Genomic DNA, 15,438 nt, shown 5'->3' with positions numbered 1-15,438 from the left:
GCCGTATTCAGGTATCCGATTACCGCCGTATTCCGTCAGTCACCTGAATACCGCAGTAATCAGGTGACGGAATACGGCGGTAATCAGGGTCTACCTGCGTGCGTGAGGGTGCGGCTGATCGCGGTTGTGAACCCGCTGAGGTGATGTGTCAGGTGGCGTCTGCGTCGTACGGGGGACGCTCTCCGGGGGCCAGCGGGCGTTCGGCCGGTTTGGGGATGGACGCCGGGGTGTGGCCGTTGGTGGACGGGGTGTGACCGTTGAGCGGGGAGGAGTTTTTGCTGAACTCCTCGAACGGGTTCTCGCCGTCCAGCAGGTGCTTGGTCACCGCGCTCTTGGGGTTGAAGTTGCGGACGCTGCGGAGCTCGTCGAGCGGCTTCTTCAGCTCGTCGAACTCCGGGCCGATCTCCGAGCGGATCTGCTCGCGGGCACCGCTCGCGTACTCCCTGACCTGCCGGACCGTCTTGCCCAGCCACGCGGCGCCTTGGGGCAGCCGCTCCGGGCCGAGCACGAACAGCCCGACCAGGGCGAGAATCAGGAGCTCGGGCCAGCCGACGCTATCGAACACCTCTCGACTCCTCCGGGATTCTCGCGGCTCGGGGACCGACGCCGAGCTGCCGACACCACCAGAGTACCGACCGGGTGACACCGGCCGAAGAGGGGAACTGGCGGAACTTCGACCCGTGTCCCAGCGGTGTCCAGCTGTTCACGCCGATGTGATCGGTCATTTCAGCGTCACGTCGAGCACCAGCTCACGGCCCTGCCGGACCACGGTCACGGGAACGCGTTCGCCGACTTGGTGCCGGTCCACTGCCACGATGAGTTCGTCGGCGCTGCCGACCTTGCGGCCGCCGACCTTGATGATCACGTCGCCTTCGGCCATCCCGCCACCTGCGGCGGAACTGCCGTCCTGCACGTTCTGCACCTGCGCACCATCGGCGAGCCCGTCGCTGACGGACTTGACGTTGACGCCGAGGTCGGCGTGCCGGACGGTGCCGGTGCGGATGAGTTCCTGAGCGATCCGGCGGACGTCGTCGATCGGGATCGCGAATCCGAGACCGATCGAACCGCCCTCGCCGCCCGAGCCGAGCGTCCGGATGGCGCTGTTGATGCCGACCACCGCGCCCGATCCGTCGACCAGCGCGCCGCCGGAGTTGCCCGGGTTGATGGCCGCGTCGGTCTGGATGGCGTCGATGACGGCGTTGGTGTCGGTGCCCTCGCCGGCCAGCCGGACCGGGCGGTGCACCGAGCTGACGATGCCGGTGGTGACGGTGCCGGCCAGGCCCAGCGGCGAGCCGATGGCGATCACGTCGTCGCCGACCCTCAGCTTGTCCGAGTCGCCGAGCTGGGCGACCGTCGGGTTGGCGACCTCGACCTTGAGCACCGCCAGGTCGGTCTTGACGTCGCGGCCCACGACCCGCGCCGGAGCCCGGGTGCCGTCGTGGAAGACCGTCGAGACCTGCGCGTTCGGCGTGTCCGCGGCCATCGAGACGACGTGGTTGTTGGTGACCACGTAGCCGTTGCCGTTGATGACCACGCCCGAGCCGGAGCCGCCCTGACCGCCGATGCGGACCTCGATGGAGACCACCGCGGGCACCACGCGCTGCGCCACCTGCGACACCGCGCCGCGCGGCCGGTCGCCGGAGCCCTGGTCGACCTCGGCGAGCGTGACGTCCGGGTTGACCAGCGGATTGCCCTCCTCAGCGGTGATCCGCCCGAGGAAACCGCCCGCCAGGCCGACCAGCAGCGCGACCACGCCGAGGATGGCCAGCGCGCGCGGGTGCACGCGGCGGCCGAAGAGCACTTCGCGGGCGCTGAGCAGCGGCCCCGGTTCGCGTTCGCCGTCGTCGGAGGACTGCTCCTCGGCCACCGCTGGTGGCCCGAGGATCGCGCCCGCCGCCGGGTCGCGCCACGGGTCCCGGTCACCGGAGTTCCACAGCGCCGGGTCGGGCTCGCTCTCCGGCGTCATGGGCTTCTCGCCCGGCGCGCGCTGCAGCGGGTCGCTGCTCTGCGGCGGGCGGCCGAACGCCTGCACCAGCGCGTCCGGCGGGGGAGGTGCCTGTTCGATGCCGCGGGCGGCCAGACCGTGCTGGTCGGGGTCGAAGCCGCCGGACACGCCCTGCGGGCGGGCGAAGGCGTTGCGCTGCGACGGGTCGACCTCAGGACGCTCCAGCGGGCGCGGCTGCAGCCGGTCGGGCGCGTGGCCGTTGCCCTCGGCTGGCCGGGCAGGAGCGGCTGCGAACCGGTCGGCGGGCACGCCGCGGCCGGTCATGGGGCCGCCCTGCCAGGGGTGCACCGGCTCGGCGTCCTGCTGACCCGCCGCAGGTTCGTCCCGGCGCGCGCCGGGACCCTGCGCGGGCGTTCCTGGCTGGTCGCTCATCGCTCCCCGGGCTGTCCGATCGGGCTCGTCGCTTCGAGTGGATCACACGGGCCCACGGCCCGCCTCACCGGCATGGTGCCGACGAGCCCATTTTGCCCGCAGCGCGGTGAAGTCCGTGTGGAGTGGGCGCGAACTCGCCAGCCGGTTGCTTACTCGGAGGGCGGGGAGGACGTCGCCGCGGCCGCCGACGGGGTGGTCGCAGCGGACGGGGGAGTCGACGGGACCGGCGGGGCCGCAGGCGCGCTCTTGCTGACCGGGGCGGTCTCCGACGGCAGGGCCGCGCTGCCCGCGGCCGGGATGACGGCGTTGGTGAACGCCCCGCCGGGCAGCGGCACGGGCGCACCGGGCAGCGGCTGGCCGTCCTCGTCGGTGATGGGCACGTTCATGAAGGCCAGCGCACCGAGCACCAGGCCGGAGAACACGACGCCCGCGCCTTGCTTGGTGCGCCGCGCGACCCGGCGGTCGGCGGAGTCTTCCGGCGCGTCGTCGTAGGAGACGACGGCGCTGCCCAGCGGCTGCTGCGAGCCGCCGAGCGGGGTGGAGGAACCCAGCACCGGTCCGCCGCCGAAGCGCTTCACGCGGTTCGGGCGGGACACGGTGACCAGCTGACCGTCGGAGGTCAGCGCGAGGTTCTCGGGCTGTGCGGGGAGCTCGGCGCTGGAGGGGATGGCCTGCAGCGCCTGCAGGAGCTGCGGCGAGACCGACGGGGTGTCGGCCGCGCGGACAGCTGCGCGGGCCTGCCGCTGCGCGGCGGCGTCGGCCGCGCACGCGGGACAACCGGCCAGGTGGGCCACCGCGCGGTCGTGGGCGCTCGGGCTGAGCTCGCCGTCGACGAAAGCGACGAGAGCGTCCAGCGCGAGGTGCTGCTCGGGCAGCCCCCACCCCCGCAGAACCGTCATCCGTCAATCCTCCCGGCTTGTTCGCGGCGCGCTTCGAGCGTCGACTTCAGCATCTGGCGCCCGCGGTGAATCCTGCTGCGCACGGTACCGAGCTTCACGCCCAGCGTGGTACCGATCTCCTCGTAGGAGAGGCCCTCGACGTCGCAGAGCACGATGGCGGCGCGGAACTCCGGCGGCAGCTGGTCCAGCGCCGCCTGCAGGTCGGGATCGAGGTGGGTGTCGTGGAAGACCTGCTCCGGCGTCGGACCGCCACCGGGCAGCCGGTCGGTGTCCTCCGGCAGGCCTTCCATGCGCAGGCGGGACCTGCGGCGGGCCATGTCCAGAAACAGGTTCGTCGTGATCCGGTGCAGCCATCCCTCGAACGTGCCCGGCTTGTACGACGCCAGGGAGCGGAACACCCGGATGAACGTCTCCTGGGTGAGGTCCTCGGCGTCGTGCTGGTTGCCGGACAGGCGGTAGGCGAGCCGGTAGACCCGGTCGGCGTGCTGCCGGACCACCTCGTCCCAGCTGGGCGGGGTCCAGGCGGCTTCCTCCGCGCCGGGCGAGACGGTGCTCGGCGAAACGCTGTTCTCGTGGGGCCGGTCGGTGCCGGGGGCCACGCTCATCGGCTGTGTTGCCATCGGGCGAAAAGCCACCTCCTGTGGGCTTGCATCTACCAGAACGAGCGGGGCGGGACCGTTGTTCCCGCGCCCGCACGCCGGTGAGACGCCGATGGGTGTCGGTGTATGACGTCCACTGTCGTCCTCCCTGGTGAAACCGGCATGAAAGCCGCCTGAGAGGGGCCTGAGAGTCTTGGTGAGGCTGCTCTCACCCACTCGGCCGCGAACCGCTGCTCACTCAGCGTGACGGAATGTCGCGCATGGAAACGGCCGTCTAACGATGTCGTCCGGAAACATCATTTGTGGGCACAACGCCGATAACCTTTCGCGTTGTGATACCCGAAAGGTCGGTGGCCCGCTACTCGATGGGCGGCTATGCGGTGGGGGAGCGGACGAGCGCTCGCCCGATCGGCGACGGTCCGCAGGACTCGCCGGTCGGTGCGTCGTCGCTGCACGTGCTGCGGTTCCTCGCCGCCGCGCTGCGGGCCAAGGCCGTCGTGGAGATCGGCACCGGTTCCGGTGAGAGCGCCCGCTGGCTGCTCCGCGGAATGCTGCCCGACGGCGTGCTGACCTCGATCGACGCCGATCCGGCCAACCAGCGGACCGCCCGCGCCGCGCTGCGGGAGGAAGGCGTCGCCCCCTCCCGCACCCGGTTGATCACCGGCTGCGCGGTGGAGATGCTGCCGCGCTTCACCGAAGGCGGCTACGACCTGGTGTCGGTGGGCGTGGCCAGCACTGACTACCCCGCCTACCTGGACCTAGGCGCCCGGCTGCTGCGCCCCGGCGGCGTCATCGTCTTCGCCGGGGTCCAGCTCGGTGGTGAGGACGATGACCGCGGCGCCCTGGCCACCGCCATCCGCGCCCTGGTCAAGGCCGTGCAGGACGACGAGGGCCTGGTCCCGGTGACGTTGCCGACCGGGCCAGGCCTCCTCGCCGTCGCGAAGCGCTGAACCGGAGTCCCAGCTCCGGTCCGGCAGTGGATCAGGCGGGCGAGACCGACAGGAGCTTGCCCGCGAGGCCCCGGGCGCGGGTGCCGAGGCGCTTGGCGATGTCGTTGAGGGCCGCACCGGCCGCGGAGTCCGGCTCCTGCAGCACCAGCGGCTCGCCCGCGTCGCCGCACTCGCGCAGCTTCGGGTCCAGCGGGATCTGGCCCAGCAGCGGCACCTCGGTGCCCAGCGAGCGGCTCAGCGAGTCGGCCACGATCTGGCCGCCGCCGGAGCCGAAGACCTCCATGCGCTGGCCGTCGGGCATCTCCATCCAGGACATGTTCTCCACGACGCCGGCCAGCCGCTGGCGGGTCTGCATGGCGATCGCGCCCGCGCGCTCGGCCACCTCGGCGGCGGCCTGCTGCGGGGTGGTGACCACCAGGATCTCGGCGTTGGGGATCAGCTGCGCGGTCGACAGCGCGACGTCGCCGGTGCCCGGCGGCAGGTCGAGCAGCAGCACGTCCAGGTCGCCCCAGAAGACGTCGGCGAGGAACTGCTGCAGCGCGCGGTGCAGCATCGGCCCGCGCCAGACCACCGGGGTGTTGCCCGGGGTGAACATGCCGATCGAGATGACCTTCACACCGTGCGACTGCGGCGGCATGATCATCTTCTCGACCTGGGTGGGCTTGCCGCCGGCGCCGAGCATGCGCGGCACGGAGTGGCCGTAGATGTCGGCGTCGACGACGCCGACGGACAGGCCGCGAGCGGCCATCGCGGCGGCCAGGTTGACCGTCACGCTGGACTTGCCGACGCCGCCCTTGCCCGAGGCCACGCAGTACACGCGGGTCATCGAGCCGGGCTCGGCGAAGGGGATGCGCGGTTCCTCGGCGTCGCCGCGCAGGCTGCGGCGCAGCTCGGTGCGCTGCTCGTCGCTCATCACGTCGAGCTCGACCTGCACCGAGGAGACGCCGTCGACGGCCGAGACGGCGTCGCTGACCCGCTGCGTGATCGTCTCGCGCATGGGGCAGCCCTGGACCGTCAGGTAGACCTCGACCGTCACCGCCCCGCCGTCGCCGACGGACACGCTCTTGACCATGCCCAGGTCGGTGATCGGCTTGCGGATCTCCGGGTCCTCGACCTTGGTGAGCGCCTGGCGGACGGCTTCCTCGGTCGGTGCGGACTGCGTACTGGTCACGGTTACCTCGACAAGCGTTGGTGAACGTGGTGGGGACGGGACGTGTCCCGCCGAACCTGAAAAGGGTCTCACACCCGGATTCGGCAATTCCCATGTTACGGACGAGTAGCCCGGTGGGGGCAACAGCATCGCCGCCGGTAGGGTCATCACCCGGTGTGGTTGCCCGGGGGCGCTGCGGAGTCAAGGGCGTGCGGACAGTAATATCCGTCACGTGGCCGAGACGGCTCTGGACCGATTACCCACTCGAAGTGAATTGTTGGCGTACCGCAGTTTCCTCCGCGCGCACGCCCGGGTCACGCGCTGCCTGGAAGGCGATCTGATCGCCGAGCAAAGGCTCACCCTGGCCGCCTACGACGTGCTGGAAGCGCTGGCCGAAGCACCGGAGCAACGGCTCCGGATGACCGAACTCGCCGATGTCGTGCTCCTGTCCCGCTCCGGGGTGACCCGGCTGGTGGACCGCCTCGAACGGCTCGGACTGGTGCGCCGCGTGCGCGTCGACTCCGACGGGCGCGGCGTGCAGGCCGTGATCACCGAGCGTGGTGAGGGTCGGCTGCGGATGGCGGCGGCGACCCACCGGCACGGTGTGGCGCGTTACTTCCTCAACGCCGCCGACGGCGAGCTGGAGACCCTGGTGCGCGCCTGCGAACGCCTGGCGGACGGGGGTGTGCCCTCGCCTCCCGGTCAGCGTGCGCAAGCATGAGCGGGTGAACTCCCTGATCAAGGCCGTGGGCCTGGTGCGGTTCGTGGACCGGCGGTTGCTGCTGGTCCGCTCGGAGGACCAAGAGGCCTTCTACCTGCCCGGCGGCAGCATCGAACCCGGCGAGACCGAGGCCGAAGCGCTGCACCGCGAGGTCGCCGAGGAGCTCGGGGTCGTGCTGCGCGAACCCGAGTTCCTCGCCCGCTACCGCACCGACGCGGTCGGGCGCGGCGAAGGCGTGCAGGTCGATCTCGCCTGCTACACGGGCGTTCTCGACGGTGAGCCGATCGCCTCGGCGGAGATCGCCGAGCTCGGCTGGTTCACCCGCACCGAGTACGCGAAGCACCGGGTCACAGCTCCGGCCATCCTCGACCTCTACGCCGACCTCGATCCGGCGTGATAGACACCTAGCTGGTTTCCCGGTCGTGGAGGTGGAGGTCAACGTGGACGGTCGTCGTGCCCGGCGCAGTTGCCTGGCGGTGCCCGGGTCGAGCGCGAAGATGATCGACAAGGCCCGCGGGCTGGCCGTCGACCAGTTCTTCCTCGACCTGGAGGACGCGGTCGCGCCGCTGGCCAAGGCCGAAGCGCGGGACCGGATCGTCGGCGCCCTCAACGAGGGCGGCTGGGACGGCAAGGTCCGGTCGGTGCGGGTCAACGCGCTGGACACCGAGTGGACCTACCGCGACGTGGTGACGGTCGTCGAAGGCGCCGGGGCCGAGCTCGACACGATCATCCTGCCGAAGGTCTCCACGCCCGATCACGTGCGCTGGCTGGACCTGACGCTGACCCAGATCGAGCGCGCGATGGGCCTGGAACCCGGCCGGATCGGCATCGAGCCGCAGATCGAGGACGCCCGCGGGCTGGTCGAGATCGACGCGATCGCCGCCGCGCCCCGGGTGGAGGCGCTGATCTACGGGCCCGCCGACTTCATGGCCTCGGTCAACATGCGTTCGCTGGTGGTCGGCCACCAGCCGCCCGGCTACGACGTGGGCGACGCCTACCACTACGCGCTGTTCCGCATCCTCACCGCGGCGCGGGCGGCCGAGGTGCAGGCCATCGACGGGCCGTACTTGCAGATCAAGGACGTCGACGGGTTGCGCGCGGTCGGCGGTCGTTCCGCCGCGCTCGGTTTCGACGGCAAGTGGGTGCTGCACCCGGCGCAGGTCGACGCGGTCAACGAGCTGTTCTCGCCGCGCCAGGAGGACTACGACCACGCCGAGAACATCCTCGACGCCTACGAGTGGCACACCTCCGCGGCCGGCGGCAAGCGCGGTGCGGCGATGCTCGGCGATGAGATGATCGACGAGGCCTCCCGCAAGATGGCGCTCGTCATCTCCGGGAAGGGCCGTGCGGCGGGCATGTCCCGAACCGACCTCTGGACTCCGCCGGAAAGCTGAACCGGCCCACGGCCCGGCATCATCGCGGTACGTTCGTGATCGTGGACGACGGTGACGAACTGCGTCTGGCGCTGGCCATGCGCGGCGGCGCGAGCATGGCGGTGTGGATCGGCGGGGCGGTCGCCGAGATCAACAGGCTCCGCGAATCCGTGGTCGAGGACGGCGAATCCGAGCACCCGTGGGCGGCGCTCGCCCGGCTCGCCGGGTACCGGTCGGCGAGCGTGGACGTGCTGGCCGGGGCGTCGGCGGGCGGACTCAACGCGGCGCTGATGTCGGCGACGCTGGTCCACGGCCTGCCGTTCGACCGGATGCGCCGGATGTGGGTGCAGCTGGCCGACCTGGAGGCGATGTCCCGCCCGGTGCCGAGGTTCTGGCAGCGCGGGCCCGAGTCGCTGCTGGAGGGCGACGACTACTTCCGCGCCGAATTCGCCCGCCTCATCCGCGAGAACTGCCCGCCCGAGGCCGAACAACCCGGCCGGCGGGCGGACCTGCTGCTCACCGCGACCCTGCTGGATCCGCTGGTGGAACCGCACCACGACCACCGCGTGGGCCCGATGCCGCTGGAGCGGCGGGACGCGCGGCTGACCTTCCACCACGAGGGGCGGGCGGGGGATCCGCTGTCGGACTTCGGCGAGGTCGACGGCACCGCGCTGCGCCTCGCGCACGCCGCGCGCACCTCCTCGTCGTTCCCGTTCGCCTTCGAGCCGGCGAAGGTCCACTCCGGTCCCGGCGAACCACCGCCCGGTGAGCCGAACATGCTGGGCCTGTTCTCCGAAACCACCACGGGCGCAACGCCGTTCCGGGTGATCGACGGCGGGGTGCTGGACAACATCCCGGTCACCGCCGCGATCGAGGCGATCGCCGAAGCCCCCGCGGACCGCCCGACCAGGCGGTTCCTGCTCTACCTCAACCCCGATCCGGTCGTCTCGCGCGGCCAGCGTCGGACGTCGGCGCGTGCGGTGCCGGTGGCCGCGGCGGCCCTGCGCGGCCGGTTCACCCAGGAATCCCTGCTGTCGGACCTCGACGAGCTCGCCGAGCACAACCGGACCGTGGGGCGCAACGCGCTGCGCCGCAGGGCCCTGTTCGCCCCGCTGCGCGAGAACCCGGAACGGCTGGCCGAACTCAGCGAGTCCGTGGCGGCCGACAACGCGGTGGTGCGCGCGGAGTGGGACGCGCAGGCGGTGCACGCGCTGCTGACCGACCCCGCGGGCTGCGAGGACGGCACGCTGCTGCCGCCGGTGATCGGCGATCCGCTCGCCGAGTGGTCGGCCACGACCCGCGACCAACTGCCCGAGCGGCTCTCGGCCGCAGCTCAGCGGACCGGGCCGGAGATCTTCGACGACGCCCGCGGGTTGATCGCGGCCGTGGCCGAATGCCTGGGCTGGGCTTGGGACGTCGAACGAGCCGCGCAGGTCGGCACGTGCAAGGCGCAGCTGTACCGGCTGCGGACCTTCGCGACGGTGCTGGCCGGGCACGCCGACCGGTACTGGATCAACGGTGCCCGGCTGGAACCGATCGTGGAGACCGCCGAGCTCGACGACTGGATCCGCCGGGTGCAGCGCCGCCGCGAGCGCCTGCAGCACCGGTTGCCGTCGCCGATCGAGCCGCTGCTGGGCGCGGTGCTGCGGGCCGTCTCCGACGGCGACGGCTTCCAGCAGGCGCTGGCCGAGTTCGCCGCCGAGCTGCAGTCCATCGTGGAATCCTCCGGCGCGGACGCCGCGCCCGACTCCGACGGGATCGACGCGGTCGCCCGCGCCCGCGAGGTGTTGCACGACATCGCCGACCGCTTGGCGGAATCGGCACCGTCGCGGCCGGAAGCCGTTGCGGCGGAACAGGTCGGTCACGCGCTGCTGGAGACCACCGACCGCCGCCCCGAGGTGCTGCGCCAGCTCGTGGTGCTGACCGCGCCGCTGGACGTCGGCCGGGTCCCCAACACCCGCATCGACCTGCTGCGCGTGGTCAGCGACGAGCGCACCCCGCTGCCGTTCACCGCGCTGCGCCGCGACGGCGCGCTGCGCATCGAGGACAAGATCCGGGGGATGGACCTGGGCAGCTTCGGCGCGTTCCTGTCGGCGAAGTGGCGCGCCAACGACTGGATGTGGGGCCGGATGGACGCCGCCGCCACGCTGGTGGGCATGCTCGCCGACCCGGAACGCCTGGCGAGGCGCGGAGGTCCGGAGCAGCTGGGTGAGGCGCTGCAGGCCATCGTCAGCCGCCCGACCGAGGCCGAGCTCGGAGTGCTGGAGGAGTCCCAGGCCGAGCGGTGGCGCGGCTTCCTCGCCGAGGTGTGGGCCCGGCACGCGGGGGAAGTCCGCGCCGAGCTCGACGCGCTGTTCGACGCTCCCGACGACCGGCACCCGCTGACCGCGACCCGCGAGCTGCTCACCGAACGTCTCCAGTGGACGATCGCGGCTGCGGAAGTCCCGTTCGTCGAATCGGTTCCGCTCGGCGCGGATCCGTCGGGAGCAGCCGATCCCGTGGTGCCGGTGCCCGACGAGCTGGCCCGTTCCGTGGAGCGCTTCGACGTCGGCCGCCAGCGGGTCCCCGACCTCGGCGAAGCCCGCCTGCTGTCGATGGCGACCCGCTTCGGGCTGCTCGGTCACCGGGCTGCCCGGCCGCGGGGAGGTGGCGTCCTGCGGTGGCTCGGCGGCGCGGCGATGACGCTGATCAAGCCGGTGTTGATGCTGGTCGCGTTCGTCGCGGTCGCGCCCAGGCGGGCGGCGTTGCTGGGGTTCCTCGCCGCCGCGGCGCTGGCGCTGACCGGTGCGGGCACGCCGTCGATCCCGGCGAACGCGCCCGCGGGGCTGCTGCCGGGTGACTGCCCACCGCGAGCGATGTGCGCCGTCTCGGTCGCCCCTTCGGAGGTCAACTGGTTGACGGTGGCCGAGTTCTCCGGTGCCCGCCTGGGCGCGTGGAGCCCGTTCGCCGCGCTGGCGGTGGTCGGCTTCGCGATCTGGTTCGGTCGACGGATCGCCGACCGGTTCGGAACCGGGCTCGCGCGTTGGTTCCCGGCGCTGGCCTTCGCCGCGGTCCTGCTGGCCGCCGCGTTCGCGCTCGCCGGTACCGGACTGCGCTTCGGCCCGCTCGGCGCAGCGCTGGTCGCGACCGCTCTGACCTGGCCGGCCGCGGTCGCCTACCGCCCGCGAGCGAGGGTCGTCGCGACCGTCCTGACGCCGCTGGCCACCGCTGCCACCGCCTTGTTCTGCATCACGGGGCGGCTGGAGGTCGGCGCCTGGCTGGTGCTGACGGCCCTGGCCCTGGCCTACGTCCACACCCTCCACCAGAGCACCGCGGACGTTCTGCACCCACGCCCCCGACCCACCCGCGGCGGCGCCCGCGGGGAGTGGAACCGTCATCCGGACGCGTGATGCCTCGGCGCTCGGCGCGGGACCCTCATCCCCGATTGCGGCTGCGCATCGTTGGGGAGTGGTTCATGATCTCCACTGGTACTGCGGGGTAGCCTGGGGGTAGCGGACATTGCGCCGGAATCGGGCTGCCGCGGCCCTCGCCTGGCAGCACTGTCCCCGGCGAGAAGCTCAACGGAGGTGTCAGCGGTGTCCAACCCCTTTACCGGCTCCAGCCGGCCGGCGCCGGGCACACCCAACCTGCCCACCCCGCCGACCGGGTGGCCGATCGGTTCCTACGGCACGTACGAGGAAGCGCAGCGCGCCGTCGACCACCTGGCCGACAGCGACTTCCCGGTGCAGGAGGTCACCATCGTCGGCGTCGACCTGATGCTGGTCGAACGCGTGACCGGCAGGTTGACGTGGGGGCGCGTGCTGGGCGGCGGCGCCGCGTCGGGCGCCTGGTTCGGCCTGTTCGTCGGCCTGATCATGGGCATGTTCACCCCGCAGGGCAGCTGGGTCGCCCCGGTGCTCGCCGGTCTCGGCGCGGGCATCGTGTTCGGCCTGGTCTTCGCCGCCGTCGGATACGCCTCGACGCGAGGCCGCCGCGACTTCTCCTCGGCCAGCCAGCTGGTCGCAGGGCGTTACGACGTCCTCACCCAGCCCAAGCACGCCGAGCAAGGCCGAGACCTCCTCGCGAAGCTGGCGATGCGCCCGTCGAACCCGTGAACACCCCTACCGCCGAGTAGTGAAACCCCTGATCCAGCCGCCGAAACGGCTAAGTGAGCCAGGGCTAATGGGGGAGCGGCTGCACCTGTTGTTTCCCCTTTCTTCACGGGTTGGCAACAAGGCTCAAGACTCCTTGCACACGGTGATCACCGGGGCCTAGCTTTCCTGCCACCGGCTGACAGCCGGTGGTCGTGGTGCGACGGAGCGTTGGCGAATCCCCGGGAGTTCGGTCGCGTCCGCGACCAGTGCACCGGAAGGATCGAGAGTGAAAGTTCGCCGCACTCGTACGGCGGCACTGCTGGGCGCGTCCCTGGTCTGCGCATCGGCGTTGACCGCGTGCGGCCAAGCCGCAAGTGCCAACACGATCAACCTCTACAGCGCACCCGAGGAGAACCTGCAGCACAACGTCGATCGCTGCAACGCCAAAGCCGCCGGCAAGTACAACATCGTCTACCACAAGCTGCCCCGGGACGCCGACGGCCAGCGCGAGCAGATGGTGCGCCGCCTCGCCGCCGGGGACCCCGGCATGGACCTGCTCTACCTCGACGTCACCTGGACCGGTGAGTTCGCCGAGGCCAAGTGGGTGCGCGAGTGGACCGGCGCGGACGAGGCGGAGGTCGAGCAGGACACGCTGCCCGGACCGCTGGAAACCGCGACCTGGCAGGGCAAGCTCTACGCGGCGCCGAAGAACACCAACGTCCAGCTCCTCTGGTACCGCAAGGACCTCGTCCCCGAACCGCCCGAGACCTGGCACGAGATGATCTCGACCGCCCAGCGCCTCGAGCAGGAGGGCAAACCGCACTGGATCACCCTCACCGGTGCGCAGTTCGAGGGCCTGTACGTGCACTACAACACGCTGCTGGAGTCGGCCGGCGGGCACGTGCTCGGCGAGGACGGCAAGACCGCCGTCGTCGATCAGGGCGCGGTCCGCGGCCTGGAGGCGCTGCGCGACCTCGGCAACGCCGGCGTCACCAGCCCCGGCATGAACAACGCCGAGGAGGACGACGCCCGGCAGGAGTTCGAGACCGGCCAGTCGGCGTTCGAGCTCAACTGGCCGTTCGTCTACGCCTCGATGCAGGAGGAGAAGCCCGAGCTGGCGAAGAAGGTCGGCTGGGCGCGCGTGCCGGGCCTGGACGCGGGCGTTCCCAGCAAGTCCACCATCGGCGGCGCGAACTACGCGGTGAGCAGCTACTCCACCAAGCCGGAGCTGTCCTTCGAAGCCGCGAAGTGCTTGCGCGACAAGGAGAGCCAGGAGTTCTCCGCCATCAACGACGGCGTGCCGCCCACCATCGAGTCGCTCTACGGCGACCCCGAGCTGCAGGCCGAGTACCCGATGCACGAGACGATCCTGCAGGCCCTCAAGGACCCGGGGATGCGGCCGGTGACCCCTGCCGCGCAGAACGTCTCGACGGTGCTGTCCAACATGCTGAGCCCGATCGCCGAGATCGATCCGCAGGCCACGGCCGAGCGGATGCGCCGCGAGGTGCAGAACGCCCTGGAGTCCAAGGGAGTGATGCCCTGATGGCGACCACCGTCAAGGACCCGGTCAGCGACGGCAAGAAGGCCGAACGCCGGCTGGGGGTGCTGCTGGCGGCCCCAGCGGCGCTGGTGATGATCGCCGTCACCGGCTGGCCGATCCTCTACGCGTTCTGGCTGTCCTTCCAGCGCTTCGACCTGAAGTACCCGGACCAGCGCGAGTTCATCTGGTTCGACAACTACATCACCGTGCTCACCAACACCTACTGGTGGAGCGCGTTCTGGGTGACCGTGCTGGTCACCGCCGTGTCGGTGCTGGTCGAGTTCGCGCTGGGCATGGCGCTGGCGCTGATCATGCACCGGGCGCTGGTCGGCAAGGGCCTGGTGCGCACGGTCAGCCTCATCCCGTACGGCATCGTCACGGTCGTCGCCGCGTTCAGCTGGCGCTACGCCTGGACGCCCGACACCGGCTACCTGGCCAACGCCATCGCCCCCAGCGGGGCGCCGCTGACCGAGTACGGCAGCGCGCTGGCGATCGTCATCGTCGCCGAGATCTGGAAGACCACCCCGTTCATGGCGCTGCTGCTGATGTCCGGGCTCGCGCTGGTGCCCGACGACCTGCTCAAGGCGGCGGCGATGGACGGAGCGGGCGCCTGGCAGCGGTTCGTCAAGGTCATGCTGCCGGTGATGAAGCCGGCGATCCTGGTCGCGCTGCTGTTCCGCACCCTCGACGCGTTCCGCGTCTTCGACCACATCGTGGTGCTCACCGGGGGAGCGCAGGACACCTCGTCGGTGTCGGTGCTCGCCTACAACAACCTGATCAAGGGCCTGAACCTGGGCATCGGCTCGACGATGTCGGTGCTGATCTTCATCGCGGTCGCGCTCATCGCGTGGATCTTCGTGAAGCTCTTCGGCACCGCCGCCCCGGGTAGCGAAGAGAAGGGGAGGGGCTGATGGCCGGCCTCGGCGGGACACCGACGCCCGCGCGCAAAGCCAAGTGGGCCGCGCTCAACGTCATCGTGGTGGCCTACGCGCTGCTCCCGGTGCTGTGGATCCTGTCGCTGTCGTTCAAGACCTCCGACACCCTCTCCGACGGGAACCTCATCCCGCGCGAGTGGACGTTGGAGAACTACGCGGCGATCTTCTCCACCACCGAGTTCACCCGCGCGCTGCTGAACTCCATCGGCATCGCGCTGATCGCCACGGCGATCGCCGTCGTGCTGGGCACGATGGCCGCCTACGCCATCGCCCGGCTCGACTTCCCCGGCAAGCGCGCGCTGGTCGGGGCGTCCCTGCTGATCGCGATGTTCCCGCAGGTCTCGCTGGTCTCGCCGCTGTTCGACATCGAGCGGAAGATCGGGCTCTTCGACACCTGGCCGGGACTGATCCTGCCCTACATCACCTTCTCGCTGCCGCTGGCGATCTACACGCTGTCGGCGTTCTTCCGGGAGATCCCCTGGGAGCTGGAGAAGGCGGCCAAGATGGACGGCGCGACACCCGCGCAGGCGTTCCGCCGGGTGATCGCCCCGCTGGCCGCACCGGGCGTGTTCACCACCGCGATCCTGGTCTTCATCTTCTGCTGGAACGACTTCCTGTTCGCCATCTCGCTCACCTCGACGGCGAACTCGCGGACGGTTCCGGTGGCGCTGCAGTTCTTCACCGGGGACTCGCAGTTCGAGGACCCGACGGGGACGATCTCCGCCGCCGCCGTGGTGATCACCGTTCCGATCATCCTGTTCGTGCTGTTCTTCCAGCGACGCATCGTGTCCGGACTGACCTCCGGCGCAGTGAAGGGGTAA

General features: G+C 71.1%; 14 protein-coding genes. 9 read left to right on the top strand and 5 right to left on the bottom strand.

What is annotated here, in order from left to right; genetic code table 11:
• Positions 1-148: 148 nt before the first annotated feature.
• The 4 genes from tatB to sigE form a co-directional block, all read right to left on the bottom strand.
• Positions 149-565: a Sec-independent protein translocase protein TatB gene (gene tatB, locus R4I43_RS01165; RefSeq protein WP_324263581.1), complete on the bottom strand. Its 417-nt coding sequence runs from the start codon at positions 563-565 to the stop codon at positions 149-151.
• A gap of 156 nt (positions 566-721) precedes the next feature.
• Entirely contained in the window at positions 722-2,377 is a 1,656-nt protein-coding gene (locus tag R4I43_RS01160) for a trypsin-like peptidase domain-containing protein (RefSeq protein ID WP_324263580.1), read from the bottom strand.
• Between the two features lie 149 nt (positions 2,378-2,526).
• Positions 2,527-3,276 carry a zf-HC2 domain-containing protein gene (locus tag R4I43_RS01155; protein ID WP_324263579.1) on the bottom strand — a complete coding sequence of 250 codons (750 nt, stop codon included), beginning with the start codon at positions 3,274-3,276 and terminating at the stop codon, positions 2,527-2,529.
• Positions 3,273-3,896 (bottom strand): RNA polymerase sigma factor SigE, encoded by a 624-nt coding sequence (gene sigE, locus R4I43_RS01150; protein ID WP_324263578.1) that lies wholly within the window; start codon positions 3,894-3,896, stop codon positions 3,273-3,275. The genes R4I43_RS01155 and sigE overlap by 4 nt, the downstream gene beginning before the upstream one ends.
• A 311-nt stretch (positions 3,897-4,207) precedes the next feature.
• Between sigE and R4I43_RS01145 the strand changes: the two genes are divergently transcribed.
• Entirely contained in the window at positions 4,208-4,825 is a 618-nt protein-coding gene (locus R4I43_RS01145; RefSeq protein WP_324263577.1) for an O-methyltransferase, read from the top strand.
• A gap of 31 nt (positions 4,826-4,856) precedes the next feature.
• On the opposite strand, the gene R4I43_RS01140 is transcribed toward R4I43_RS01145, so the two are convergent.
• Entirely contained in the window at positions 4,857-5,996 is a 1,140-nt protein-coding gene (locus R4I43_RS01140) for an Mrp/NBP35 family ATP-binding protein (RefSeq protein WP_324263576.1), read from the bottom strand.
• 253 nt (positions 5,997-6,249) lie between these two features.
• On the opposite strand from R4I43_RS01140, the gene R4I43_RS01135 reads away from it, so the two are divergent.
• From R4I43_RS01135 to R4I43_RS01100, 8 genes are all read left to right on the top strand, one after another.
• Complete coding sequence (locus tag R4I43_RS01135; RefSeq protein WP_093415691.1) at positions 6,250-6,696, top strand: MarR family winged helix-turn-helix transcriptional regulator; 447 nt, start codon at positions 6,250-6,252, stop codon at positions 6,694-6,696.
• 4 nt (positions 6,697-6,700) lie between these two features.
• Positions 6,701-7,093: an NUDIX hydrolase gene (locus R4I43_RS01130; protein WP_324263575.1), complete on the top strand. Its 393-nt coding sequence runs from the start codon at positions 6,701-6,703 to the stop codon at positions 7,091-7,093.
• A 43-nt stretch (positions 7,094-7,136) separates the two neighbouring features.
• Positions 7,137-8,090 (top strand): HpcH/HpaI aldolase/citrate lyase family protein, encoded by a 954-nt coding sequence (locus R4I43_RS01125; protein WP_324263574.1) that lies wholly within the window; start codon positions 7,137-7,139, stop codon positions 8,088-8,090.
• Positions 8,091-8,131: 41 nt separating this feature from the next.
• Complete coding sequence (locus tag R4I43_RS01120) at positions 8,132-11,458, top strand: patatin-like protein (protein WP_324263573.1); 3,327 nt, start codon at positions 8,132-8,134, stop codon at positions 11,456-11,458.
• Positions 11,459-11,644: 186 nt separating this feature from the next.
• Positions 11,645-12,163: a general stress protein gene (locus tag R4I43_RS01115; RefSeq protein ID WP_324263572.1), complete on the top strand. Its 519-nt coding sequence runs from the start codon at positions 11,645-11,647 to the stop codon at positions 12,161-12,163.
• Positions 12,164-12,428: 265 nt separating this feature from the next.
• The gene (locus R4I43_RS01110; RefSeq protein ID WP_324263571.1) at positions 12,429-13,685 is read left to right on the top strand and encodes an ABC transporter substrate-binding protein; all 1,257 of its coding nucleotides are present in this window, start codon (positions 12,429-12,431) and stop codon (positions 13,683-13,685) included.
• Positions 13,685-14,593 (top strand): carbohydrate ABC transporter permease, encoded by a 909-nt coding sequence (locus R4I43_RS01105; RefSeq protein WP_324263570.1) that lies wholly within the window; start codon positions 13,685-13,687, stop codon positions 14,591-14,593. Before R4I43_RS01110 ends, R4I43_RS01105 begins: the two co-directional genes overlap by 1 nt.
• On the top strand, positions 14,593-15,438 hold the full coding sequence (locus R4I43_RS01100) for a carbohydrate ABC transporter permease (protein ID WP_324263569.1): 846 nt from the start codon (positions 14,593-14,595) through the stop codon (positions 15,436-15,438). The genes R4I43_RS01105 and R4I43_RS01100 overlap by 1 nt, the downstream gene beginning before the upstream one ends.

This window comes from Saccharopolyspora mangrovi, assembly GCF_035320975.1.
In the GTDB taxonomy this organism is placed as follows: Bacteria; Actinomycetota; Actinomycetes; order Mycobacteriales; family Pseudonocardiaceae; genus Saccharopolyspora; species Saccharopolyspora mangrovi.
This window is presented reverse-complemented; position numbering and strand designations above follow the sequence as displayed.

What these genes read in the sequence shown, in the direction of transcription:
- R4I43_RS01160 (WP_324263580.1), bottom strand. Translation starts at nt 2,377, where the DNA reads ATGAGCGACCAGCCAGGAACGCCCGCGCAGGGTCCCGGCGCGCGCCGG.
- R4I43_RS01155 (WP_324263579.1), bottom strand. Translation starts at nt 3,276, where the DNA reads ATGACGGTTCTGCGGGGGTGGGGGCTGCCCGAGCAGCACCTCGCGCTG.
- sigE (WP_324263578.1), bottom strand. Translation starts at nt 3,896, where the DNA reads ATGGCAACACAGCCGATGAGCGTGGCCCCCGGCACCGACCGGCCCCAC.
- R4I43_RS01105 (WP_324263570.1), top strand. Translation starts at nt 13,685, where the DNA reads ATGGCGACCACCGTCAAGGACCCGGTCAGCGACGGCAAGAAGGCCGAA.
- R4I43_RS01100 (WP_324263569.1), top strand. Translation starts at nt 14,593, where the DNA reads ATGGCCGGCCTCGGCGGGACACCGACGCCCGCGCGCAAAGCCAAGTGG.